Raw genomic sequence first — 23,493 nt, 5'->3', positions numbered from 1 at the left:
ACCTGGCGGATTTCATCATGGTTCGGGTCGTAAAGACCCAGAAAGAAACCGAATATATGCCTGCAATACCTGTTCACCTTTTTCAAGAAAACACTGGCGTTATCGGGAGCGTCCATATATGCGCGATTGCGAGCCCCCATGGACGGGTTCACGGCGTGTCGGCGTTCTGCATAATCCCCAGCTGTAGTACCGTCACAATCAGCTACTCACCGCATGCATCACGCCGACGTCAAGGTGCTAGCCCATATCAACCGCCAAGGCTTTATCTCGACATAGCGCCATAACCCCGGACTGGTTTACTTTTGTCCGATAAAACAAGACAATGCAGCCACAATGATACAGGGAGAGACGAATGAAAGGATATTTTCGCAAGTTACTGATCGGCTTGCTAGCCGTCGTTATTGTGGCCGCTGCACTGTTTTTTTGGGTCCGGTATGAACTTAAGCAGGATGCCACACTAGCTTTTAACCAAAACAGCATCGTCAAAGAACATCTAGGCGAAGTGACCATAGAAGAACTCGGTCTGAGTCAGTTTTCGGCCCTGCCACAGTGTCAGGATGGTTGCGAGCACTATCTGGTTACCTTAGAGGGTGAAAAAGCTAGCGCTACTGCCGTTATGGACTTTGCAAAAGGGGATACTGAACTCTCCAATGCGATATTGTGTCTGGCTGACGGCACCAATATCGCTCTGACAGAAGATGCGGTGGCTTTGGTACAAAACGACACCCAAGAAACTCACTGCCAGTGATGCTTTCTCAATAAGCTGTAAATTCCCCTCATGCAACATGAGGGGAAATCGCATTAAGGCTCAAACGGCCGGCGTTGGAACTGATCGTGACCGCACTTCGGGCACAAAGGCAGCACTTCCGGGGTATAGAAAGCCAGATGATGATGGCATTTCTCACACACCAGATTGCCCAGTCCGACCACCTCGCCGCTGTGGTAGACGCCGTGATGGCTGACATCTTTAAACACCTCACGCCACTCCAACTGGGTTTTATCGGTGATATCCGCCAGTTCCTGCCACAGGCTTTCTTTAATCACGCGCATAAATACGCTGTCGGTGAATTCCTCCCGGCTCTCTTCATAGCTGCGGGCGAACTCTTCCAGATCGCGGCGCACCGCACGGGTCAACTGCTCCACTTCCGTACGGCTGAGCTCCTCCACCTCGTTCAAACGTTTCTCGGCGCTGGCGACCAATTGGTCAATGTCACGCTCACCGCTCTTTAAACGTTCCGTCAGCGACGTCACCAACTCGCGGTAATACTGAGCAACCTTGTTCATAGCTTCTCCTCGATGAACTACTGCGACAGGACTTCTCCCCTAAAATTAGGCTGTGTCCCTCAATTGTCCATGGGCCGCTGGCGGTCATTTGAGCACATGACATGAGGTTTGATGAGCTAAATATGAGTACCGTACCAGCATGCTCAAATGAACCCCAGCCCAAAGGGTCGCGCCCCAAAAACCCGTTCTCTGCGTTGTCGGGCTTGAACGTAGACCCACTATGCCCTTCCCCCTCCGCCTTGATAACGGGCTTTTGTGTCTGCGACGGCACCACGCCCAATTGAGAAACACAGCCTATCCGTAATTATTTTAGTCGTAAATCACTGATGTGGCTTGGCTAGGTGAGGTTTTGACACATTGTGAGTCACATCATGGCACAGATATTTTTTTAATACGTCGAGTCGGGCCGCTTGGTGTTGTTGCTGGCAGGTCTTATCAGCTATGCTATGCAGATCTAAAGATACTCACAGAATGCTACGGATGTAGCTGTTACACACCTACAGGACCATCGGCCGCCATGCAAGAGCAATACCGCCCCGAAGAGATAGAATCGAACGTACAGCTTCACTGGCAAGAGAAGCAAACTTTCAAGGTTACCGAAGACGCCAGCAAGGAAAAGTATTACTGCCTATCCATGCTGCCATACCCTTCTGGTCGTCTGCACATGGGTCATGTTCGGAACTACACCATTGGCGACGTGATCTCCCGCTACCAGCGCATGCTGGGCAAAAACGTGCTACAGCCGATTGGCTGGGATGCGTTTGGCCTGCCAGCCGAAGGCGCGGCGGTAAAAAACAAAACCGCACCGGCCCCTTGGACCTACGACAACATCGAATATATGAAGAACCAGCTGAAACTGCTGGGCTTCGGCTATGACTGGGACCGCGAGATCGCTACCTGCGATCCTGACTACTACCGTTGGGAACAGTGGTTCTTCACCAAGCTGTACGAAAAAGGCATGGTCTACAAGAAGACCTCGGCGGTGAACTGGTGCCCACACGATCTGACCGTACTGGCCAACGAACAGGTGATCGACGGCTGCTGCTGGCGCTGTGATACCAAGGTTGAGCGTAAAGAGATCCCACAGTGGTTTATTAAAATCACCGATTACGCCGATCAACTGCTCAACGACCTGGACACGCTGGAAAGCTGGCCAGAGCAGGTGAAAACCATGCAGCGCAACTGGATTGGCCGTTCCGAAGGGGTAGAAATCACCTTCGACGTTGCCGACAGCGCTGAGAAAGTCACCGTTTACACCACCCGCCCAGACACCTTTATGGGTGCTACCTATGTCGCCGTTGCCGCAGGTCACCCGCTGGCACAGCAGGGCGCGGTCAACAACCCGGCGCTGACAGACTTCATCGACGAATGCCGCAACACCAAGGTTGCCGAAGCCGAAATGGCCACCATGGAGAAGAAAGGCATGGCCACCGGCCTGTTTGCCATTCATCCGTTGAGTGGTGAGAAACTGCCAATCTGGGTAGCCAACTTCGTCCTGATGGAATACGGCACCGGTGCGGTAATGGCCGTCCCTGGCCACGATCAGCGTGACTGGGAGTTCGCCACCAAATACGATCTGCAGATCAAACCGGTCATTTTGAATCTGGACGGCAGCAAGCCAGACGTCAGCGCCGAAGCGATGACCGAAAAAGGCACCCTGTTCAACTCCGGCGAATTCGACGGCCTGGATCACCTGGCGGGCTTTAACGCCATCGCCGACAAGCTGGTGGCCAAAGGCGTCGGCCAGCGCAAGGTGAACTACCGTCTGCGCGACTGGGGCGTGTCCCGCCAGCGCTACTGGGGTGCTCCAATCCCAATGGTCACCCTGGAAGACGGCACCGTAATGCCAACGCCAGAAGACCAACTGCCGGTGATCCTGCCGGAAGATGTCGTAATGGACGGCATCACCAGCCCGATCAAAGCCGATCCCGAGTGGGCAAAAACCACCGTTAACGGCCAGCCAGCGCTGCGTGAAACCGACACCTTCGACACCTTTATGGAATCTTCCTGGTACTACGCGCGCTACACCTGCCCGCAGTACGATAAAGGCATGCTGGATCCGGCTGCGGCCAACTACTGGCTGCCGGTCGATCAATATGTTGGCGGGATCGAACACGCCATCATGCACCTGATGTATTTCCGCTTCTTCCACAAGCTGATGCGCGACGCTGGCCTGGTCGATTCAGACGAGCCTGCCAAACGCCTGCTGTGCCAAGGCATGGTGTTGGCCGATGCCTTCTACTACACCGGCACCAGCGGCGAACGCGTCTGGGTATCCCCGGTTGATGCCAACGTCGAACGTGACGAGAAAGGCCGCATTGTCAAAGCAACCGATCCTGAAGGCCGCGAACTGGTCTATGCTGGCATGAGCAAAATGTCGAAGTCGAAGAACAACGGCATCGACCCGCAGGTGATGGTAGAAAAATACGGCGCGGATACCGTGCGTCTGTTTATGATGTTTGCTTCCCCAGCAGAAATGACGCTGGAATGGCAAGAATCTGGCGTTGAAGGGGCAAACCGCTTCCTCAAGCGCGTCTGGAAGCTGGCTTACGACCACGTTGGGCAAGGAGCCGTTCAGCCACTGAACGTCAGCGAGCTCAATGAAGATCAGAAAGCCCTGCGCCGCGACGTGCACAAAACCATCGCCAAAGTGACCGACGATATCGGCCGCCGCCAGACCTTCAACACCGCCATCGCCGCCGTGATGGAGCTGATGAACAAGCTGGGCCGTGCGCCGCAGGAAAGTGAACAGGATCGCGCGCTGCTGCAAGAAGCCTTGCTGGCCGTGGTACGTATGCTGTATCCGTTCACGCCACACGTCTGTTTCACCCTGTGGCAGGCGTTGAACGCCGAAGGCGACGTAGACACTGCGCCATGGCCAGTGGCAGACGAAGCCGCAATGGTGGAAGATTCCAAACTGGTAGTGGTACAGGTTAACGGCAAGGTGCGGGCAAAAGTCACCGTGCCAGCCGATGCCACCGAAGAACAAGTACGTGAGCGCGCCGCCCAGGACCATCTGGTGGCCAAATATCTGGAAGGGGTCACGGTACGTAAAGTGATCTATGTTCCAGGCAAATTGCTTAACCTGGTTGTGGGTTAACTCAAGGAGGCTTTGTGCGACTTCGTATTCTGACGTTGTTGCTGGGGTTGGCGGTGCTTGTCACCGCCGGCTGCGGTTTTCATCTGCGCGGCACCGCGCAGGTGCCCACAGAATTGCATACGCTGATCCTGGACAGCTACGATCCCTTTGGCCCACTGACCCGTGCCGTGCGCGAGCAATTGCGTCTAAGCGGGGCTACCGTGGTCAAATACGATCCGGCCCACAAGGAAGTCCCGTCACTGCGCATCGTCAATTCGACGCAAAGCCAGGATACGGTTTCGATCTTCCAGGATGGTAAAACGGCGGAGTATCAATTGGTGATGACGGTGCAGGCTCAGGTGCTGATCCCGGGGCATGATATTTACCCGATCAACGTCAAAGTGTTCCGTTCGTTCTTTGATAACCCGTTGACTGCGTTGGCCAAAGACTCCGAGCAGGACATCATCATGCAGGAAATGCGTGAGCAGGCTGCCCAGCAAATTCTGCGTAAGATGCTGGCAGTACACGCGGCGGTGCAAGAAACGCAAGAAAAAGCCGCTATCGCTGGTGAAAAAGCGGCCAGTACCCCAGCACAATGATCCGTCTTTATCCTGAACAACTTGCCGCGCAGCTCCGAGAGGGGCTGCGCGCTTGTTATTTATTGAGCGGTAATGAACCCTTGTTGCTGCAGGAAAGCCAGGATCTGATCCGCCAGGCCGCCCAACAGCAAGAGTTCACCGAGCATTACAGCATTTCCCTGGATGTCCATACCGACTGGGATGCCATCTTTAGCATCTGCCAGGCCATGAGCCTGTTTGCCAGCCGGCAAACCCTGCTGCTGATTTTCCCCGAGAACGGCCCAACGGCCCCGATCGGCGAGCAACTGGTCAAGCTGGCGGCTTTGCTGCATGACGATATCCTGTTGGTACTGCGCGGCCCGCGCCTGACCAAAGCCCAGGAGAACAGCGCCTGGTTCAAGGCACTCAGCGCTAATGGCGTTATGGTCAGTTGCCAAACGCCGGAACAGGCACAGCTGCCGCGCTGGGTCGCCCAGCGAGCCAAATCCATGCAGTTGGAGCTCGATGACGCAGCCAATCAACTACTGTGTTACTGCTATGAAGGCAACCTGCTGGCACTTTCGCAGGCGTTGGAACGACTTTCGTTGCTGCACCCCGATGGTAAACTGACGCTGCCCCGTGTAGAGCAGGCGGTAAACGATGCTGCCCACTTCAGCCCGTTCCACTGGCTGGATGCCCTACTGGCAGGCAAAAGCAAACGTGCCTGGCATATCTTGCGGCAACTCCAGCAAGAGGATGTCGAGCCAGTGATCTTGCTGCGCACCCTGCAACGGGAACTGCTGATGTTGCTGAACCTGCAACGCCGCATGGCGCACACCCCACTGCGTACGCTATTCGATCAGCTCAAGGTCTGGCAAAACCGCCGCAGCCTGATCACTCAGGCTCTGCAACGCCTGTCGGGTCAACAATTGCGGCAGGCGGTGCACCTGTTGGCGCAAATTGAGCTCACCCTCAAGAAAGACTACGGCCAGTCGGTTTGGCCGGAGCTGGAAACCCTGTCGATGCTGCTTTGCGGCAAACCTCTGGCGACGAGTGTCACCGATGCCTACTAGCCCGCAACAGCCGCATACCCTGCACGCCTTTTTCGGTGGCACCTTTGACCCAATCCACTACGGCCATCTGCGCCCGGTGGCGGCCTTGGCTGAAGAGGTCGGCCTTGAGAAGGTCACGTTGTTGCCCAACCATGTGCCTCCTCATCGGCCACAGCCGGAGGCCAACGCGCAGCAGCGGCTAGCCATGGTCAACCTGGCCATCGCCGGTAATCCGTTATTTGCCGTGGACGATCGCGAATTGCACCGCACCACCGCGTCTTACACCATCGAGACTTTCGAAACGATTCGTAAAGAACGTGGCGCCGCAGCGCCTCTGGCGTTTATTATTGGCCAGGATTCACTGCTGAGCCTGCACAAATGGCATCGCTGGCAAGACCTGTTGCACTTCTGCCACCTGTTGGTGCTGGCGCGCCCGGGTTATAACCAGCAGATGGATACGCCAGAGCTGCAACGCTGGCTGGAACAGCACCAGATCACCGATGCCGCCCTGCTCAGCCGCCAGCCGCACGGGTTTATCTACCTGGCTGATACCCCATTACTGGAGATATCCGCCACCGAGATACGCCAGCGCCGTCACCAAGGCATCAGCTGTGACGATTTGCTGCCGCGCCCGGTGCAGCGTTATATCGAGTTACAGGGTTTATATCGATAGGCCGCATGCTATACTGCGCCGCTATTTTTCAGGTATCCGCTGAAAACCCCAAGGATCTTGGCTAGCTGGGCAAAACCAGCAGGCTTTCAGCGGCATCCTGCCGAAACCATCACGATTCAGGCCAGTGACTTTGGGCAGTTGCCCTCAGCCTCCTGATGAACAGAACAACCCGAGGGGGAACCTTTGCAAGGTAAAGCGCTCCAAGATTTCGTTATCGATAAAATTGATGACATGAAAGGCCAGGATATTGTCGCTCTGGATGTTCAGGGCAAATCCAGCATCACCGACTGCATGATCATCTGTACCGGCACTTCCAGCCGCCATGTGATGTCGATTGCCGAACACGTCGTGCAAGAAGCCCGCGATGCCGGTATGGAACTGTATGGCATGAAAGGCCAGGCCGTTTCCGATTGGGTAGTGGTCGATCTGGGCGAAGTGATCGTGCACGTGATGCAGGAAGAAAGTCGCCAATTGTACGAACTGGAAAAGCTCTGGGGTTAAGCGGTGAAACTGCAATTGGTTGCAGTCGGCACCAAAATGCCCGACTGGGTGCAGACCGGCTTTATGGATTACCTGCATCGCTTTCCGAAAGATATGCCGTTTGAACTGACCGAGATCCCGGCGGGCAAACGCGGCAAGAATGCGGATATCAAACGCATTCTGGAAAAGGAAGGCGAGCAGATGCTGGCAGCGGTGGGCAAAGGTAACCGCATCGTTACGTTGGATATCCCAGGTACCCCGTGGGAAACGCCCCAGTTGGCACAACAGCTCGAACGCTGGAAACAGGATGGCCGCAACGTCAGCCTGTTGATTGGCGGCCCTGAGGGGCTGGCTCCGGCCTGTAAAGCCGCCGCGGAGCAAAACTGGTCGCTTTCCCCGTTAACGTTACCGCATCCTTTAGTGCGTGTTTTGGTGGCAGAGAGCCTCTACCGCGCCTGGAGTATTACTACAAATCATCCTTACCACCGGGAGTAACCGGTGGTGACAGTAACAGAGTGAAAAAAAGCAGCGGGATGAAAATAGAACGTAACCCTTTTCGCGACTATACGGCCGAGTCCGCCCTGTTTGTACGCCGCGCCGTGGTGGCGTTTTTTATCATTCTGGTGCTGACAGGCATCCTGATTGCCAATCTGTATAATCTGCAAATCGTGCGTTTTGAAGATTACCGCACCCGCTCCAATGAAAACCGCATCAAGCTGCTGCCTATCGCCCCCAGCCGCGGCATAATTTACGATCGCAACGGCACGCCGCTGGCGCTTAACCGCACCATTTACCAGTTGGAACTGATGCCGGAGAAGGTGGACGATCTGAAAGCCACGCTGGATGCCTTGCGCCCGGTGGTCGATCTCACCGACGACGATATCGCCAACTTTGAAAAAGAGCGCAAGCGCTCGCGCCGTTTCGTCTCGATCCCGGTGAAAACCCCGCTGACCGAAGTGCAGGTGGCCCGTTTTGCCGTCAATCAATTCCGCTTCCCTGGTGCGGAAGTCAAAGGCTATCAACGTCGCTATTATCCTTATGGGTCTGCCCTCACCCACGTGATCGGTTACGTGTCAAAAATTAACGACCGCGACCTCGAGCGCCTGGACAAAGACGGCCAGCTACGCAACTATGCCGCCACCCATGATATCGGCAAGCTGGGTATCGAACGTTACTATGAAGATGTTCTGCATGGCAAAACCGGCTATGAAGAGGTTGAAGTCAACAACCGTGGCCGGGTGATCCGCCAATTGCATGAACAACCGCCTTCCGCCGGTAAAGACGTTTATCTGACGCTGGATCTCAACCTGCAACGCTATATCGAGCAGTTGCTGGTGGGCAGCCGTGCCGCCGTGGTGGTCAGCGATCCGCGTACCGGGGGAATTTTGGCGATGGTTTCCAACCCAAGCTACGATCCCAACCTGTTTGTTGATGGTATCTCCAACAAGGATTATCAGGGGCTGCTCAACGATCCGAACCGCCCGCTGATCAACCGTGCCACCCAAGGGGTATACCCTCCAGCCTCCACGGTTAAACCCTATATTGCCGTTTCCGCTCTCAGTGCCGGGGTGATCACCAAAAATACCGTCGTGTTCGATCCGGGCTGGTGGCAATTGCCTGGGTCAGAGAAACGCTTCCGCGACTGGAAAAAATGGGGCCATGGCCGCCTCAACGTCACCAAAGCGCTGGAAGAATCTGCGGATACCTACTTCTATCAGGTAGCGTACGACATGGGAATCGATCGCCTGTCCACCTGGCTGACCAAATTCGGCTACGGCGAATATACCGGTATCGATCTTTCCGAAGAGCGTTCAGGCCTGATGCCAACGCGCGACTGGAAATTCAAACGTTACAAGAAACCGTGGTATCAGGGCGACACCATTCCGGTGGGCATCGGCCAGGGCTACTGGACCGCTACGCCGATCCAGATGTCCAAGGCGCTGAACACCCTGATTAACGACGGCAACGTCAAAGATCCGCATCTGCTGCAAAGTACCAAGATCAACGGCGTGTTGGTGCCGTTCAAGCAAAAAGAGAGCAAGCAGATCGGCGATATCCATTCAGGCTTCTGGGAAATAGCCAAAGACGGCATGTACGGCGTTGCCAACCGGCCTAACGGCACGGCGCGCAAGTTCTTTGCAGGAACGCCGTATAAAGCCGCGGCAAAATCGGGTACCGCGCAGGTATTCGGCTATGAAACCTATAACGCCCATAAGCTCGCAGAACATCTGCGGGACCATAAATTGATGACCGCCTTTGCCCCATTTGATAACCCAACGGTGTCAGTGGCCATCATTTTGGAGAACGGCGGTTCAGGCCCGGCGGTAGGCACCATTACCCGCCAGATCCTCGACCATATCCTGCTGGGCGACAACAATACGCAATTACCGGATGCAGAACCGCTGCCGCCAGGTATAGAAGGTGATTAAGGTAGAACATGACTGAAAGCCAACAAAAGGGCTCTATCTGGACCAAAATCCATATCGACCCGACATTCCTGCTGTTTATTCTGGCCTTGCTGATCTACAGCGCCGTGGTGATGTGGAGCGCCAGCGGCCAGGATATGGGCATGATGGAGCGCAAAATCGGCCAGATCCTGATGGGGCTGATCGTGATGGGCGTGATGGCGCAAATCCCGCCACGGGTTTATGAAAGCTGGGCACCCTACCTGTATATTTTCTGCGTGATATTGCTGATCCTGGTGGATGCCTTTGGCCAAATCAGTAAAGGCGCACAGCGCTGGCTGGATCTGGGCTTTGTGCGCTTCCAGCCTTCGGAAATCGCCAAGATCGCCGTGCCGCTGATGGTGGCACGCTTTATGAACCGTGACGTGTGCCCGCCTTCGCTGAAGAATACCGGCATCGCGCTGGTGCTGATCTTCCTGCCCACCTTGCTGGTTGCCGCACAGCCCGATCTGGGCACCTCGATCCTGATCGCAGCCTCAGGCCTGTTTGTGCTGTTCCTGTCGGGGATGAGCTGGAAGCTGATCGCCGTGGCTGCCGTAGCGCTGGCCGCCTTTATCCCGGTGTTGTGGTTCTTCCTGATGCACGGCTATCAGCGTGACCGCGTGATGATGCTGCTCGATCCGGAAAGCGATCCGTTAGGGGCTGGTTACCATATTATTCAATCGAAAATCGCCATCGGCTCTGGCGGCCTGTCGGGTAAAGGCTGGCTGCACGGCACCCAGTCCCAGTTGGAATTTCTGCCGGAACGCCACACCGACTTTATCTTCGCGGTGTTGGCAGAAGAACTTGGCCTGATCGGCGTGCTGGTGCTGCTGGTGCTGTATCTGCTGGTGATTATCCGCGGGCTGATGATCGCCGCCCGGGCACAGACCACCTTTGGCCGCGTAATGGTCGGTGGGCTGATGCTGATCCTGTTCGTCTATGTGTTTGTTAACATTGGTATGGTCAGTGGCATTTTACCGGTAGTTGGCGTACCTTTGCCTTTGGTCAGTTACGGGGGTTCGGCGCTGATCGTACTCATGGCTGGGTTCGGCATCGTGATGTCGATCCACACGCATCGGAAAATGTTGTCTAAAAATCTATAAGAGGTGTGCAATGCGTAAGGAATGGCTTTGGGTCGGCGCGGTTGCTGCTGCGGTATTACTTTCCGCCTGTACCACGACGGAAGAAACACAGGCTCCGGTGCAACAAGCCTACAACGGGCCGGTGACCGAGATCGGCGGCGTGGAGCCTCACTATGAACCCTATAACCCTGGCACCCTGCAGGATTATAAGGTTAATGGCGACACTTATCGCATCGTGCAAGATCCGCAGAACTTCTCGCAAACCGGCCTGGCAGCCTGGTACGGCGAAGAAGCCAACGGCAACACTACCGCTATTGGTGAGCAGTTCGATCCCAATGCGCTGACCGCTGCTCATCCCACCTTGCCTATTCCTAGCTATGTACGCGTCACCAACCTGGCCAATGGCCGTCAACTGGTGGTACGCGTGAACGATCGCGGCCCTTATACCTCTGGCCGGATTATCGATCTGTCCAAAGCTGCCGCCGATCGCCTCAACCTGTCCAGCAACACCAAGGTGAAAGTCGACTTTATCAAGGTTGCTCCGGACGGCACGTTGAGCGGCCCTGGGACCGTGGGTACCGTCGTCGCCAAACAGAGCTACGCCCTGCCTCCACGCCCGGATCTCAGTTCCGGCAGCGGTATGGATACACCGATGCAGCAATCGGCACCGGTTGCCGCCCCTGCCGCACAAGCGATTGACAACGGCAGCATGAACTACAACGACAGCAGCACTACCCCTGCCGCCTCCACTGGCCGTAGCGGTGGTTTCCTTGGTGCGCCGCAGCCGTTAGCCCCAGGCGTTTTGGAAGGGTCAGAACCCCAGCCGGTCATCAGCGCGCCAACTGCAGCCCCGGTTGCGGCCACCGCATCTGCAACCAGTGCCAGCGGTAGCTATGTCGTTCAGGTAGGTGCCCTGAGTAATGCCGAGCGTGCGCAAAGCTGGCAACAGCAACTGAGCCAGCAGTTCGGCGTTCCTGGTAAGGTCGCCGCCAACGGCGCCGTCTACCGCGTGCAGCTTGGCCCGTTCAGCAATCGTCAACAGGCCGCACAGTTGCAACAGCGTCTGGCCACTGAGGCACAACAACAGTCCTTTATCACTGCCGCACCCTAGTCGTGAAACTCGGCAGGCCGATGCCGCCGACAGCAGGTCGTTGACTTATCTGAAACATTTTCTTTCAGGTAAATCTGTGTAAACCCCCTACTGTCGGCCGAATGGCTAATGCCTGCCGGGGCCCCGTCTGCTATAGTGTGACTCGTTTTTTAACTTAACTTTTACGGATGTTGTAGTCCCGATCATGAAACAGGTAACCTCTTTTCGCTTAATCAAAAGCCTCACGCTTGGCACTGCCATCGCGCTCAGCGCAGCGTCAGTTGCCCACGCAGACGACGTTAATATTAAAACCATGATCCCAGGTGTGCCGCAGATTGATGCTGAAGCCTACATCCTGATTGATTACAACTCCGGCAAAGTGTTGGCGGAATCGAACGCCGACGCACGCCGCGACCCTGCCAGCCTGACCAAAATGATGACCAGCTACGTCATCGGCCAGGCGCTGAAATCCGGCAAGATTGGCCAGGACGATATGGTCACCGTAGGTCAGGACGCCTGGGCCACCGGCAACCCGGTGTTCAAAGGTTCCTCGCTGATGTTCCTCAAGCCGGGCGACCGCGTGCCGGTTTCCAAGCTGACTCGTGGTATCAACCTGCAATCCGGTAACGATGCCTGTGTCGCCATGGCGGACTACGTCGCGGGTAGCCAGGACGCATTCGTTAACCTGATGAATACCTACGTCAAACAGCTCGGCCTGCAAAACACCCACTTCCAAACCGTGCACGGCCTGGATGCGGAAGGCCAGTTCAGCTCGGCGCGTGATATGGCGTTGATCGGCCAGGCGCTGATCCGCGATGTGCCAGACGAATACGCTATCTATAAAGAAAAAGAGTTCACCTTCAACAATATCCGTCAGCTGAACCGTAACGGTCTGCTGTGGGATACCAGCCTGAACGTCGATGGGATTAAAACCGGCCATACCAATTCGGCGGGTTATAACCTGGTAGCTTCAGCGACGGAAGGCCAGATGCGTCTGATCTCCGCCGTGCTGGGTGGCCGTACCTACAAAGGCCGCGAAACCGAAAGCAAAAAACTGCTGACCTGGGGCTTCCGCTTCTTTGAAACCGTCGCGCCGCTGAAAGCAGGCAAAGAGTTCGCTTCTGAACCGGTTTGGTTCGGTGATGCCGATCGCGTCGAGCTGGGCGTAGACAAAGATGCCTACCTGACCATCCCACGCGGCCGGATGAAAGATTTGAAAGCCAGCTACGTGCTGAACACCCCGGAAATTCATGCTCCGCTGGCCAAAAACCAAGTGGTTGGCACCATCAATTTCCAGCTGGATGGCAAGACCATCGATCAGCGCCCGTTGGTAGTGCTGAACGAAGTGAAAGAAGGTGGCTTCTTCGGCCGCATCGTGGATTATATCCGCCTGATGTTCCATCACTGGTTCGGCTAACCCTTGAATCGGCTGAGTTCGGCCCCATATAACAATTAACACTAACTCCCGCCCCGGCGGGAGTTATAATTTAGAGATCCGCCACAGCTGGAGCGCACCCACATGCAAAAGACTAAACTGAACGAACTGCTCGAATTCCCCTGTACCTTTACCTACAAGGTAATGGGCCTGGCACACCCCGAGCTGGTAGACCAGGTGGTTGAAGTGGTGCAACGCCATGCTCCAGGAGATTACAACCCGCAGGTCAAACCGAGCAGCAAAGGCAACTACCACTCCGTTTCCATCACCATCACCGCCACCCATATCGATCAGGTGGAAACGTTGTATGAAGAGTTGGGCAATATTGAAATTGTCCGTATGGTGCTGTAATTACAGCATAACTCCCTGCCAGCCAACCTGGTTCAGCACAAGCGCTGTCCGGGTTGCTCTGGTTCGCCAGGGATAAATGCTGGTCGCGGGCCAGAGCGCCCGGTATAATGTTTTTTACCACTTCTGTAACCTGACGATGCCCCGCTTGCAACACAATAAGATCATTCTCCGTCAGCTAGGGTTGCAGCCCTATGAGCCTGTATCCCAAGCCATGCACAGCTTCACCAATCACCGCGATGAGTCCACGCTCGATGAATTGTGGCTGGTGCAGCATCAAGCCGTGTTCACCCAAGGCCAGGCCGGTAAGGCAGAACATCTGCTGATGCCAGGCGATATCCCGGTGATCCAGAGCGATCGCGGCGGCCAGGTCACCTATCATGGCCCAGGCCAGCAGGTGCTGTACGTAATGGTGGATCTGAAACGCAATAAAGTAGGTGTTCGCCAACTCGTCACGGCCTTGGAAGAGACCGTTATTAATACCCTCGCCCATTTCAAGATCGAATCACGCGCCCGCCCGGATGCGCCCGGCGTGTACGTGGGCGAACAAAAGATTTGTTCATTAGGTTTGCGGATCCGCAAAGGTAGCTCATTTCATGGCCTGGCCCTGAATGTCGCCATGGATCTCACCCCTTTCCAACGCATCAACCCCTGCGGTTATGCCGGAATGCAGATGACACAGGTCAGCGCGCTGGCACCAGGTGTCGGGATTGCCGATGTGCATCCCATTCTGGTACAGGAATTTGTTCATTTACTCGGCTATCAGACGGTCGAGCTTCGTAACTGGAACCTGCACGATTATGAGTAAACCGATTCAGATGGAACGCGGCGTCAAATACCGCGATGCAGACAAAATGGCGTTAATCCCGGTAAAAACGGTGGCCACCGAACGCCAAGAGCTGTTACGCAAACCCGAGTGGATGAAGATCAAGCTCCCTGCCGACTCTACGCGCATTCAAGGCATCAAGGCCGCGATGCGCAAAAATGGCCTGCATTCGGTCTGCGAAGAGGCGTCATGCCCGAACCTGTCTGAATGCTTTAACCACGGTACCGCCACCTTCATGATCCTGGGGGCCATCTGTACCCGCCGTTGCCCATTCTGCGACGTAGCCCATGGCCGCCCGGTGGCTCCCGATGCCAACGAGCCGGAAAAGCTGGGGCAAACCATTGCCGACATGGCATTGCGCTATGTGGTGATCACTTCGGTTGACCGTGACGACTTACGTGACGGTGGCGCACAGCACTTTGCCGACTGCATTACCGCCATCCGTGCCAAGAGCCCGAACATCAAGATCGAAACCCTGGTGCCAGACTTCCGTGGCCGTATGGATCGTGCGCTGGAAATCCTTACCGCTACGCCGCCAGACGTGTTTAACCATAACCTGGAAAACGTGCCGCGTGTTTATCGCCAGGTACGCCCAGGGGCTAATTACGAGTGGTCATTGAAGTTGCTGGAGCGCTTTAAGGAAGCTCACCCATCGATCCCGACCAAATCCGGTCTGATGGTGGGTTTGGGTGAAACCAACGCGGAAATCGTGGAAGTGATGCGCGATCTGCGCCGTCATGGCGTAACCATGCTGACGCTGGGGCAATATCTGCAGCCAAGCCGTCACCATCTGCCAGTGCAGCGCTATGTCAGCCCGGCGGAGTTTGACGAAATGAAAGAAGAAGCGATGGCAATGGGCTTTACCCATGCTGCCTGCGGCCCGTTTGTGCGTTCGTCCTATCATGCGGACTTGCAGGCCAAAGGGCTGGAAGTGAAGTAACCGCGGTAATCTTTTGTTACGCTTCACCCGCGATTAACGCCAAAAAACGGATGTCCTTACGGCATCCGTTTTTTTATGGCTCAACGGCAGAGGCGGTTAAATGTCTTTCTTTTCGACGCTCTGCTGCGCGGTAGGCGTTTCAGCCGTATTCTGAGCAGGAGGGGTGTCGTCGCCCACCGCTTTTTTAAAGCCTTTCAGCGCAGCCCCCAGATCCGCGCCCAGAGTACGCAGTTTGCTGGTGCCGAACAGCAACACGATCAACACCGCAATTACCAGCAGCTTGGTAATACTGATACCTTCCATAATCACCTTCTTTATTCATTTATGGCTGCAGGACGCAGCGCGGGAACAAACTTTGTCTATAGGTATTTAGCGACTTTCTTTCGGCTATAACAACAACCAGTTGTAACAAGGTGAGATCTACCCGAGATGTTCTATGCTTAGATTATAGGGCATATTCTTGGCTATTCGCTTTTTTCCGGCTCCAGGTCGGCTGCATAATTCATCACAGGGAAACATGGGATGCCTACAGCTCCATCGGCTATTAACACCCGGCGTGCAGGTCTCAACTTCGCCAGGCGTCTCTACCTGCCACGTATTGTCGGCCTGGGGATTGGTTTCTTGTGCGTACTTACGGCGCTCTATCCAGAGCACCAGCCGGTTGGCGTGTGGATCTTGCTGGCAGTAAATGGCTTTATCTGGCCACATATCGCTTATCAGTGGTCTATCCGCAGCGAAGCCCCCTACGCCACCGAGATCCGCAACCTGCTCATCGATGCACTGCTAGGTGGGATGTGGGTCGCCATTATGGGTTTCAACGCGCTCCCCGCCGTGGTGATCCTGTCGATGATGGGGATGAACAATATCGCTTCCGGAGGGCCGTCTCTGTATTTCAAAGGGCTGATGGCGCAAATTATCGGGGCGCTGGTTACCAGTGTGATACTCGGCTTCCCGTTTACGCCACAATCCACGCCGCTGCAGGTTTATCTGTGTCTGCCGATGATCTTCGTCTACCCAGTCTTCCTAGGCTACGTGACCTACCAAACCGCCAAGCGGCTGGCAGAAAAGCAACAGGAACTATTACGCATCAGCACGCGTGATGGCTTGACCGGCGTGTTTAACCGCCGCCATTGGGAACACCTGCTGCACAATGAGTTTGATAGCTGCCGGCGCTATAATCATACGGCGACGCTGATCCTGATGGATATTGACCATTTCAAAGCCATCAACGACACCTTTGGCCATGGGCTGGGGGATGAGGCGCTGATCGTGCTGGCGGAAGAGTTAGTGCTGGGGCTGCGGGCGATGGATATCGTTGGCCGCTACGGCGGTGATGAATTCGGCGCGGTGTTGCCCAATACCAGTGCCGAACAGGCCAGCCTGGCGCTCCACCGCATTCAGGAGCGCCTGAACGAGGTCGTCTTCCGTGAAGCCCCTGGGTTAAAGCTGAATATCAGCGCAGGGATCGCCGATTACCAGCCCGAGATGCCCGGCTACCAGGAGTGGTTGAAGGCTGCCGATATCGCACTGTATCGGGCAAAAAATAATGGCCGCAACCGGCAGGAACTCGCCGAGCATCAATGCTAGCCCACCAGTTTATTAAGCTAATAACTTGATGGGTGAATAAGTTGCTAGCGTAATCAAGTGTTCGTCAGCTCCCCTCACCCTAGCCCTCCCACAGGGAGAGGGGACCGGACGTGCCACAGATTAGCTCCTGCGCCGGACCACAACACCGGACTGGCTCCCTCTCCTTTTTGGGGAGAGGGTTGGGGTGAGGGGGAACAGCGATGGCAGAATTGTTAGCAATACCCATCCAGCTAGCAAAACCACAGCGACAAGGTGTAAAATCTGCCCCGCGCGATTACTTCGTGCCAACAAACGGAGATGACATTCCTCCATAACCGCCTTTCACAGGCTGATGATGTCTACGTAACCTCTCAGAAAGGTGCGTAGGCGCTTGCCTGAACCTTTCTGAGCATCTTCCATCTTTAGATAGGGTTTATCACCATGTGGAGTTCTTTACTGGCTGTGTTTATTGGCGGTGGTTTGGGTAGCGTATTGCGCTGGGCAGTGAGCCTGAAGCTCAACCCTCTACATCCGCATATTCCATTGGGCACTTTGACCGTAAACCTGGTAGGGGGGTTTATCATCGGGCTGGCACTGGCGCTGTTTATCCGTATGACACACATTGATCCGGTTTGGAAGCTGCTGATCACTACCGGATTTTGCGGCGGGTTGACTACCTTCTCTACTTTCTCGCTCGAAGTGGTTTATCTGTTGCAGGATGGGCGCGTTGTCTGGGCTATCACCAATATGCTGCTCAACCTGGCGGGTTCGCTGGCGATGACGCTGTTGGCCTTTATGCTGGTCAGAGCGTTCTACGGCCAATGAAATCTCGGGGCTTAATGTTTTCTTAATCTGCCATCGGGATAATCCTCGCTCAGTAACCTGTGCTGAGTGAGGAATTGAATGTTTAACCTGCCAAAAACCACTACTGAATGGATTGTCACCCTGACGTGCGTGCTGATCGTCCTGGCCTTCATCAAGGTTTACCTGTTCCCTTAACTGCTCCCGGCCTGAAAAAAAAGCATAAAAAACCCGCTCATGGAGCGGGTTTTAACAATTTTGGCTACTGTAGCTTAGATAGCGATAACGTTAGCAGCAGATGGCCCTTTGGCACCGTTCGTGATTTCAAATTCTACACGCTGGCCTTCAGCAAGAGTTTTGAAACCATTGCTAGCGATGGCAGAGAAGTGAACGAAAACGTCCTTGCTACCATCTTCTGGAGTAATGAAACCGAAACCTTTAGATTCATTAAACCACTTAACGCTACCTTTAATCTTAGACATCAAACTTACCTTTAACGTGAATGTAAGACACAAAATGTGTGTCCAATACAGTACAGCAATTAGACGGGATTTTGTCCACAACACAGATCACATAAAATCGATAAAAAGTGAAAAAGTCGGTTATTTGCCATGTAAATTGATGTCCTCAGTTACCAGAGATGTCCGAGGCAGCCCAATCAGCCAAAAAACCGTTGAGTGACCGATTAAACACCTCTGTGGCCCATTATTGCCCCTCAACCCGCAGTTTTTAGGTTTTCGTCTTACTGATGAAACACCGCCCCCTGTCACTGCAAGGCATTACGCGTTATCATTAGCGCTGTTACGAACGACCTGATGAGAATGACCATGAACGGCAAGATAACGACTTTTTTTGAAGACAAAGGCTTCGGTTTTATCACCGACGAGAACGGGGAAAATCGTTATTTTCACGTGATTAAAGTGCAAAACCCAGAGCTGATTAAGAAAAATGCGCTGGTAACCTTTGAGCCAACCAACAATACCAAAGGGCCCTCGGCCTATGCGGTAAAGGTACAGGCACCAAGCAAGTACATCACCATCGCCAACGAGAGAATCAAAATCTCCAGCATCAAGTCCTTCGATACCTTCACCAAAGAAGTGCCGGTTAAGGTGGAGGTCGATAAAGAGAACACCGTGTTGTCCGTTGGTTTGCTGATGAACCGTATCCGTCCGCAAGTAGCCGAAGCGCCACAGACCGCCACGGAAACGCTGCGTATGCTGTCAATCACCACCTTCCAGAACGCGACTCACGTCTTCTCTGAGCATGAAATCGATATCGATGAAACCGTGCAGGCGTTGAAGACCCTATAGCCCCTGAAAACAATCAAAGCTATTTAATGGCACCTGTGTTAGCGTGGGTTTTCACCTGACACAGGTACGCGATATGTCTGAATCCACCAGCGTTAAAGGTTACAATAACCGCACCACTCAAATTGCCTGCCCAAAGTGTGCTTATGTTACCGAACAGCAATGTTCAAAACTGCGTAAACTCAGCACCTTGATTTGCCCCAACTGCGGCACGCAATTCGCACCAAAGCAGGGCTGAAACGCTATTTGAATATGACATGGTTGAGGCTGTTACCGCTGACCATGTTAAACGATTCGACGCAGTTGCGGCCTTGGGACTTGGCGCGATAAAGCGCAATGTCCGCCATATTCATCAACTGTTCCAGTGATTTATCCTCATTCATTGCCAAACTCGCCACGCCCACACTAATCGTGATCCGTAATGGCGCTTTGCCGTTCGGGTTCAGTTCGGCACTTTCTATCCGCCGGCGCAAATGTTCCCCCAGGGCCACCGCCTGCGTCCCCAGCGCTCGCGGCAGCATAATGGCAAATTCTTCCCCCCCCAGACGACCGAATAGCTGGTCGTGGCGCAGCTCACGTCGCAAAATATGGGCGAATGCCGCCAGGACGTGGTCACCGATGGCATGACCATGGGTATCGTTGATCAGTTTGAAATGATCGATATCGATTAACAACAGCGACACCGCCTCCTTCGTGCGCTGCTTCTGTTCCAGCATTTCCCTGCCTTTGCGCGTTAAAGCACTACGCGCCAGTGTCCCGGTAAGGAAGTCGTGGTTCGCACTGTGCTCCAGCCGGCGCAGCAGTTTACGGCTAACGGCAATCGAGCTGGACAAAATAAGCGGCCCCATCACCAACATGGCAATCCCCAAACGTGCTGACATCAGGCTGTCCATGACCGCCCCTCGCGCTCCCGGCGTTTCATACAGCATCAGATTGGCAGAAATGCTGACAATCTCCGTCACGCCGGTGAGAAACGTCAGCAAGGTGACGGTAAATAAATGATAACGCACGGCGCACCATAGCAGTGCGGGGATGGGGAAGGCTATCGCGCCAGGCCCACCGATATACACGCTAAGCGCCAACGAAAGCAACAACGCCAGCAAAGGCAGGCTGGAACGCAATTGCCAGCCAAACTGCAGGCTCAGCAATTGCTTTAAGCGTGGCGCGGCCAGCACCACCGGCAGGATTAACAGGTTGGTCGAGAACTGTTCGCTAAACCAGGACATCCAGGCAATGATCAGCGTATTGTTGTATTGACTGTCAGTGCGCAACACTGACAGCGTTGCCGATAGCGCGGCCCCAAGCAGACAGGCGGTAAACATATACAAAATCGCCTGGGGCTTGCCCATACGCCGTTGAGACTTGGGCAGCATTGACATCACGGCATAGCCAGTGGCAATCAGCGCCATATTGCAGGCATTTAGCCAAAGTGCCAGTGGCCAGTTTTCGCCGGCGCTGAAATCGGCAGCAATCATGCCAAGATAGGTGCCAATCCATCCCAACATCGTCGCATAGCCAGGTTTACGCAGCATCAAGCCAAGCAAAATAGCATTCACCGGCCAAAACAGAGAGAGTGACCCTAACGGGCGGGTGAAGATGCCAAACAAGGAAAGCAGGTAGGCCAATAAAAATACATTGACCAGCAGAACCGTCGCTGGCAAACGCTGTCTTTCTACGCTCATGAAATAACCTGCGAGGCAATAATAACAACACTGACTATAAGCATGCTTTCTTTCCCCAAAAAAGTAACAATGAACCACAACGCCCATTAAAATGGTCAATTAAATCAATCAAAAACCCTATCGTGTCTTATTAGTTTAATTCGCCGCTGACAATGTAAAACCCTGTTCGCTGGACTCATCCTTTTAACGAACATGGTTGTTAACAGCATAGTCTAAATTGTTAACGTTATTGAAATAACAAACTATGAGAAATTATAAGGGTATAAGGTTAAGACTCTTCTTACTTGCGGGTTATTTTCCTGCAACGCCAGCAGAAGCGCAATGAGAAAAGCCCGTAAAGAGCTGCAGACTGACTGGGGGTCGAAAACTAAATGGACAGTTACGGCGCAGGCCCACAGGCCAGCACGGGTAGTGATAGTAAGACAGCAAGCTTAGGCGTAAAAAAGCCCGGCTAGGAACCGGGCATAAAGTGTCGAAATGCAGTGTTAGCCCAAACGGGCTAATAACTGGCTTATCATAATCCTCAATTGTGCAGAAAAAGTGGATCACCCCAAGCTCCACCCTCTTTAACCGGCAAGTCACCACGCTATCTAACCGCTGCCAGACAAACTAACGTATTGAGCATGCCCGGCACACCAAAAAAATCCCGCACAAGGCGGGATAAAATCAAAGGGATGGTAATACACTACAGGACTAACACAACATCATCGGGCTGGAATAACCTTACCAGCGCGAGTGTATAGAAATGTCATGCTTGGGTAAGGATGATGTGCCAGATGTAACGCCTGATAGAAGGCACTGACAAACCTGTGGTTTTACTCTGACAGGACATTAATTGTAACCAATGGCAACATGGTTTTTATGGTGGGTGCAGCACACCAATCGCCGCTCACCGGGTGAATTGCGGGCCTTGCATTACAAACCCTTTGGCGACGCCATTGCGTCGGGGTTTATTAATGAGCTATCCCTGTCGTAATAAAAGACAATCTGTAACAGCGCTATTTTTCTGTAAGAGCTCTCCCATGTCTTATTCTATAAGTTAGTGCTATATTTTTTAGGCACCCCCCCCCTATTTCATGATGGGAAGTATATGAAAAAAAATCGTTTTGGCGTTGCCGCGGCTGCCTTGGCTGCGGGTATGTTGCTGGCGGGATGTACCTCCAAGGTTGCAGAAACTACGCAGTATTCCGGGTTCCTGCAGGACTATAGCAAACTGCAAAAAACTGAAACCGCCAGCGGGCATCAGGTTTTGCGTTGGATCGCTCCCGGATTTAAAGAGTCTGACTATCGTGGCATCTATATTACCCCATTGGTCTTCTACCCACCGGCAAAACCTACTGCCCGGGTGAGCCAGCAAACGCTGGATAAGATCAGAGAGTACGCCAGCACCTCACTAAGAAATGCCGTTGCACAGCGTACAACGCTGTTGCCTACCCCATCGGGCTCACGCGTACTGGTCGCCAAAGTTGCCATTACTGCGGTAACGGCTGAAAACGAAGGGGTTCAATTCTATGAAGTTGTGCCAATTGGCGCAGTGATCGCCACCACCATGGCCGCCAGCGGACACAGAACGCAAGACACCGCGTTATTCATGGAAATCAAACTGATCGATCAAGATACCGGTAAAACGGTAATGGCCGTAGTACGTAAAGGCTTGGGTAAAACGGTCAGCAACCAGAATGCCCCAATCACCTTGGCCGACGTGAAGAAAGCCATCGATGATATGGTGACGGATATTGTGAACTTCCCAAAACAATAATTAGTGCTGCAAAAGATGGGGAACTCGTTTTCCCCATCTTTTCCCCCCATTAAATCTGTGAGTGCCATCACATCACCACCCTGCCGATAAACAAGCTGGGACAAATGTCCCGAGCAATATTCTAATATCAGAGCCAGCTTCCAGTTTTACGCCCTTTTTGACATTGCCGTCGGACCGGCGTCCTGTCCTTACCTGCCGAGGAACTTTATAGTTAACGCTATGCAGAACGACAAAAAAAGCAGTGAATGGTTGAGCGTTGTCGAGTTGGTTACCGGTGATGCCATACTTTACGACCTGTTGAAATATTGCCCGTTGGCTATTTTACGCCGCTGGCAGTTACAACAGGTCAGACCCGGCACACTGATCTGCCAACAGCATGAAATTTGTCATGAATTTCATCTGATAGCGCAGGGTAACGTGGACGTTTTTATTCACGCCGACGATGGGCGTAAATATTTACAGGCGCGCTACCATGCCGGAGATATGCTGGGTGAGCTCGAGATCTTTGAGCAACGGCCGTATATCTGCTCGGTAGAAGCGACCAGTGAGGTGACATTACTGACGCTTTCACGCACCGATTTTTGCCATTGGCTGACGGTCGACAATTACTTCAACCAGAAAATCATTCAGTCGTTCAGCAGCCAGTACTACCAGCTATCGAAAAAAGCTGGCGAAGACAGTCTCTATTCATTGCACCAGCGCGTCTGCCATGCGCTGTGGCAAAGCTACCAACACCAGGGAGCCCAAAATGAAGGAGAAATTACCATTAATAAACAACAGCTCAGCGAACAGTTTGCCGTGGCCCCACGCAGTATCAACCGCATCCTGTTTGAACTGCGCGAGCAGCAAATTATTACGGTCAACGGTGAACGGATTGCGGTGATCGACCCAGTCCGGTTACACCAACAGGCCGGGTTTTAATTTCTGCGGTATTCGATTTACACCGCCAAACAGGAAATCCACCTATACCCTATGGATTTCAAGCTGCAGCTAGGCGACAAGCTATCCCAGCCCCAGGAGCTTACTTTTAGTAAGTGACTGGGGTGGGATAGTGCAGGTAACAACGCTGCAGTTTGAAAGACGAC

The 23,493-nt window shown here is 53.8% G+C and carries 24 protein-coding genes and 1 riboswitch; of the genes, 20 read left to right on the top strand and 4 right to left on the bottom strand.

The features are described from left to right. The first annotated feature begins 352 nt into the window (after positions 1-352). Positions 353-748 (top strand): hypothetical protein, encoded by a 396-nt coding sequence (locus tag ACMV5I_RS16895; RefSeq protein ID WP_121606187.1) that lies wholly within the window; start codon positions 353-355, stop codon positions 746-748. A gap of 53 nt (positions 749-801) precedes the next feature. Here ACMV5I_RS16895 and ACMV5I_RS16890 read toward each other — a convergent pair whose 3' ends face one another. Then, positions 802-1,284 (bottom strand): zinc ribbon-containing protein, encoded by a 483-nt coding sequence (locus tag ACMV5I_RS16890; RefSeq protein WP_121606186.1) that lies wholly within the window; start codon positions 1,282-1,284, stop codon positions 802-804. A gap of 517 nt (positions 1,285-1,801) precedes the next feature. Between ACMV5I_RS16890 and leuS the strand changes: the two genes are divergently transcribed. From leuS to lipA, 13 genes are all read left to right on the top strand, one after another. Next, complete coding sequence (leuS, locus tag ACMV5I_RS16885; protein WP_414824878.1) at positions 1,802-4,384, top strand: leucine--tRNA ligase; 2,583 nt, start codon at positions 1,802-1,804, stop codon at positions 4,382-4,384. A gap of 14 nt (positions 4,385-4,398) precedes the next feature. Continuing rightward, positions 4,399-4,962, top strand: coding sequence for an LPS assembly lipoprotein LptE (gene lptE / locus ACMV5I_RS16880; protein WP_024483201.1), 564 nt, complete (start codon positions 4,399-4,401; stop codon positions 4,960-4,962). After that, complete coding sequence (gene holA / locus ACMV5I_RS16875; protein ID WP_414824877.1) at positions 4,959-5,993, top strand: DNA polymerase III subunit delta; 1,035 nt, start codon at positions 4,959-4,961, stop codon at positions 5,991-5,993. Before lptE ends, holA begins: the two co-directional genes overlap by 4 nt. After that, positions 5,983-6,645: a nicotinate-nucleotide adenylyltransferase gene (nadD, locus tag ACMV5I_RS16870; RefSeq protein ID WP_121606184.1), complete on the top strand. Its 663-nt coding sequence runs from the start codon at positions 5,983-5,985 to the stop codon at positions 6,643-6,645. Before holA ends, nadD begins: the two co-directional genes overlap by 11 nt. Positions 6,646-6,828: 183 nt before the next feature. After that, positions 6,829-7,146, top strand: a complete 318-nt coding sequence (gene rsfS, locus ACMV5I_RS16865; protein WP_021180005.1) for a ribosome silencing factor — start codon at positions 6,829-6,831, stop codon at positions 7,144-7,146. Positions 7,147-7,149: 3 nt separating this feature from the next. Continuing rightward, positions 7,150-7,620 (top strand): 23S rRNA (pseudouridine(1915)-N(3))-methyltransferase RlmH, encoded by a 471-nt coding sequence (rlmH, locus tag ACMV5I_RS16860; RefSeq protein ID WP_414824876.1) that lies wholly within the window; start codon positions 7,150-7,152, stop codon positions 7,618-7,620. Between the two features lie 38 nt (positions 7,621-7,658). Continuing rightward, positions 7,659-9,554, top strand: a complete 1,896-nt coding sequence (gene mrdA, locus ACMV5I_RS16855; protein ID WP_046808103.1) for a peptidoglycan DD-transpeptidase MrdA — start codon at positions 7,659-7,661, stop codon at positions 9,552-9,554. Positions 9,555-9,562: 8 nt separating this feature from the next. Beyond that, positions 9,563-10,675 (top strand): peptidoglycan glycosyltransferase MrdB, encoded by a 1,113-nt coding sequence (gene mrdB, locus ACMV5I_RS16850; RefSeq protein WP_021805334.1) that lies wholly within the window; start codon positions 9,563-9,565, stop codon positions 10,673-10,675. Between the two features lie 10 nt (positions 10,676-10,685). After that, a complete protein-coding gene (gene rlpA, locus ACMV5I_RS16845) occupies positions 10,686-11,765 on the top strand; it encodes an endolytic peptidoglycan transglycosylase RlpA (protein WP_414824875.1) in 1,080 nt (359 codons plus the stop codon). 184 nt (positions 11,766-11,949) lie between these two features. After that, positions 11,950-13,161, top strand: coding sequence for a D-alanyl-D-alanine carboxypeptidase DacA (gene dacA / locus ACMV5I_RS16840; protein ID WP_065686399.1), 1,212 nt, complete (start codon positions 11,950-11,952; stop codon positions 13,159-13,161). A gap of 102 nt (positions 13,162-13,263) precedes the next feature. After that, a complete protein-coding gene (gene ybeD, locus ACMV5I_RS16835) occupies positions 13,264-13,530 on the top strand; it encodes a DUF493 family protein YbeD (protein WP_021180010.1) in 267 nt (88 codons plus the stop codon). Positions 13,531-13,666: 136 nt separating this feature from the next. Next, positions 13,667-14,335, top strand: coding sequence for a lipoyl(octanoyl) transferase LipB (lipB, locus tag ACMV5I_RS16830; RefSeq protein WP_024483206.1), 669 nt, complete (start codon positions 13,667-13,669; stop codon positions 14,333-14,335). Next, complete coding sequence (gene lipA / locus ACMV5I_RS16825) at positions 14,328-15,293, top strand: lipoyl synthase (protein ID WP_024483207.1); 966 nt, start codon at positions 14,328-14,330, stop codon at positions 15,291-15,293. The genes lipB and lipA overlap by 8 nt, the downstream gene beginning before the upstream one ends. A 96-nt stretch (positions 15,294-15,389) precedes the next feature. Here lipA and tatA read toward each other — a convergent pair whose 3' ends face one another. Continuing rightward, positions 15,390-15,596: a Sec-independent protein translocase subunit TatA gene (gene tatA / locus ACMV5I_RS16820; RefSeq protein WP_121606181.1), complete on the bottom strand. Its 207-nt coding sequence runs from the start codon at positions 15,594-15,596 to the stop codon at positions 15,390-15,392. Between the two features lie 219 nt (positions 15,597-15,815). On the opposite strand from tatA, the gene adrA reads away from it, so the two are divergent. Then, positions 15,816-16,880, top strand: coding sequence for a diguanylate cyclase AdrA (gene adrA, locus ACMV5I_RS16815; RefSeq protein WP_414824874.1), 1,065 nt, complete (start codon positions 15,816-15,818; stop codon positions 16,878-16,880). Between the two features lie 284 nt (positions 16,881-17,164). Further along, positions 17,165-17,228, top strand: a riboswitch (Fluoride riboswitch). Between the two features lie 72 nt (positions 17,229-17,300). Beyond that, positions 17,301-17,684: a fluoride efflux transporter CrcB gene (gene crcB, locus ACMV5I_RS16810; RefSeq protein ID WP_024484953.1), complete on the top strand. Its 384-nt coding sequence runs from the start codon at positions 17,301-17,303 to the stop codon at positions 17,682-17,684. A 248-nt stretch (positions 17,685-17,932) separates the two neighbouring features. On the opposite strand, the gene cspE is transcribed toward crcB, so the two are convergent. Next, a complete protein-coding gene (cspE, locus tag ACMV5I_RS16805) occupies positions 17,933-18,142 on the bottom strand; it encodes a transcription antiterminator/RNA stability regulator CspE (protein WP_002210315.1) in 210 nt (69 codons plus the stop codon). Between the two features lie 345 nt (positions 18,143-18,487). On the opposite strand from cspE, the gene ACMV5I_RS16800 reads away from it, so the two are divergent. Continuing rightward, positions 18,488-18,970 carry a cold-shock protein gene (locus ACMV5I_RS16800; RefSeq protein ID WP_021180015.1) on the top strand — a complete coding sequence of 161 codons (483 nt, stop codon included), beginning with the start codon at positions 18,488-18,490 and terminating at the stop codon, positions 18,968-18,970. Positions 18,971-19,043: 73 nt separating this feature from the next. Further along, entirely contained in the window at positions 19,044-19,205 is a 162-nt protein-coding gene (locus ACMV5I_RS16795) for a YnfU family zinc-binding protein (protein ID WP_021180016.1), read from the top strand. Between the two features lie 4 nt (positions 19,206-19,209). Here the strand turns inward: ACMV5I_RS16795 and ACMV5I_RS16790 are convergent, their stop codons facing one another. Continuing rightward, positions 19,210-20,649, bottom strand: coding sequence for a GGDEF domain-containing protein (locus tag ACMV5I_RS16790; RefSeq protein ID WP_174333089.1), 1,440 nt, complete (start codon positions 20,647-20,649; stop codon positions 19,210-19,212). Between the two features lie 1,090 nt (positions 20,650-21,739). On the opposite strand from ACMV5I_RS16790, the gene ACMV5I_RS16785 reads away from it, so the two are divergent. Together ACMV5I_RS16785 and ACMV5I_RS16780 are read left to right on the top strand one after the other, a co-directional pair. After that, a complete protein-coding gene (locus ACMV5I_RS16785; RefSeq protein ID WP_414824873.1) occupies positions 21,740-22,408 on the top strand; it encodes a DUF3313 domain-containing protein in 669 nt (222 codons plus the stop codon). Between the two features lie 219 nt (positions 22,409-22,627). After that, positions 22,628-23,329: a Crp/Fnr family transcriptional regulator gene (locus tag ACMV5I_RS16780; protein WP_121606178.1), complete on the top strand. Its 702-nt coding sequence runs from the start codon at positions 22,628-22,630 to the stop codon at positions 23,327-23,329. Positions 23,330-23,493: the final 164 nt, after the last annotated feature.

Origin of the sequence: Serratia sp. T13T92, assembly GCF_047530105.1 — a bacterium.
GTDB lineage: Bacteria > Pseudomonadota > Gammaproteobacteria > Enterobacterales > Enterobacteriaceae > Chania > Chania fonticola.
This window is presented reverse-complemented; position numbering and strand designations above follow the sequence as displayed.

Coding starts and splice junctions, on each gene's coding strand:
- ACMV5I_RS16895 (WP_121606187.1), top strand. CDS start 353: ATGAAAGGATATTTTCGCAAGTTACTGATCGGCTTGCTAGCCGTCGTT.
- crcB (WP_024484953.1), top strand. CDS start 17,301: ATGTGGAGTTCTTTACTGGCTGTGTTTATTGGCGGTGGTTTGGGTAGC.
- ACMV5I_RS16800 (WP_021180015.1), top strand. CDS start 18,488: ATGAACGGCAAGATAACGACTTTTTTTGAAGACAAAGGCTTCGGTTTT.
- ACMV5I_RS16890 (WP_121606186.1), bottom strand. CDS start 1,284: ATGAACAAGGTTGCTCAGTATTACCGCGAGTTGGTGACGTCGCTGACG.
- rlpA (WP_414824875.1), top strand. CDS start 10,686: ATGCGTAAGGAATGGCTTTGGGTCGGCGCGGTTGCTGCTGCGGTATTA.
- ACMV5I_RS16790 (WP_174333089.1), bottom strand. CDS start 20,649: ATGAGCGTAGAAAGACAGCGTTTGCCAGCGACGGTTCTGCTGGTCAAT.
- mrdA (WP_046808103.1), top strand. CDS start 7,659: ATGAAAATAGAACGTAACCCTTTTCGCGACTATACGGCCGAGTCCGCC.
- cspE (WP_002210315.1), bottom strand. CDS start 18,142: ATGTCTAAGATTAAAGGTAGCGTTAAGTGGTTTAATGAATCTAAAGGT.
- lipA (WP_024483207.1), top strand. CDS start 14,328: ATGAGTAAACCGATTCAGATGGAACGCGGCGTCAAATACCGCGATGCA.
- ybeD (WP_021180010.1), top strand. CDS start 13,264: ATGCAAAAGACTAAACTGAACGAACTGCTCGAATTCCCCTGTACCTTT.
- ACMV5I_RS16780 (WP_121606178.1), top strand. CDS start 22,628: ATGCAGAACGACAAAAAAAGCAGTGAATGGTTGAGCGTTGTCGAGTTG.
- leuS (WP_414824878.1), top strand. CDS start 1,802: ATGCAAGAGCAATACCGCCCCGAAGAGATAGAATCGAACGTACAGCTT.
- tatA (WP_121606181.1), bottom strand. CDS start 15,596: ATGGAAGGTATCAGTATTACCAAGCTGCTGGTAATTGCGGTGTTGATC.
- nadD (WP_121606184.1), top strand. CDS start 5,983: ATGCCTACTAGCCCGCAACAGCCGCATACCCTGCACGCCTTTTTCGGT.
- adrA (WP_414824874.1), top strand. CDS start 15,816: ATGCCTACAGCTCCATCGGCTATTAACACCCGGCGTGCAGGTCTCAAC.
- ACMV5I_RS16795 (WP_021180016.1), top strand. CDS start 19,044: ATGTCTGAATCCACCAGCGTTAAAGGTTACAATAACCGCACCACTCAA.
- mrdB (WP_021805334.1), top strand. CDS start 9,563: ATGACTGAAAGCCAACAAAAGGGCTCTATCTGGACCAAAATCCATATC.
- lipB (WP_024483206.1), top strand. CDS start 13,667: ATGCCCCGCTTGCAACACAATAAGATCATTCTCCGTCAGCTAGGGTTG.
- ACMV5I_RS16785 (WP_414824873.1), top strand. CDS start 21,740: ATGAAAAAAAATCGTTTTGGCGTTGCCGCGGCTGCCTTGGCTGCGGGT.
- dacA (WP_065686399.1), top strand. CDS start 11,950: ATGAAACAGGTAACCTCTTTTCGCTTAATCAAAAGCCTCACGCTTGGC.
- holA (WP_414824877.1), top strand. CDS start 4,959: ATGATCCGTCTTTATCCTGAACAACTTGCCGCGCAGCTCCGAGAGGGG.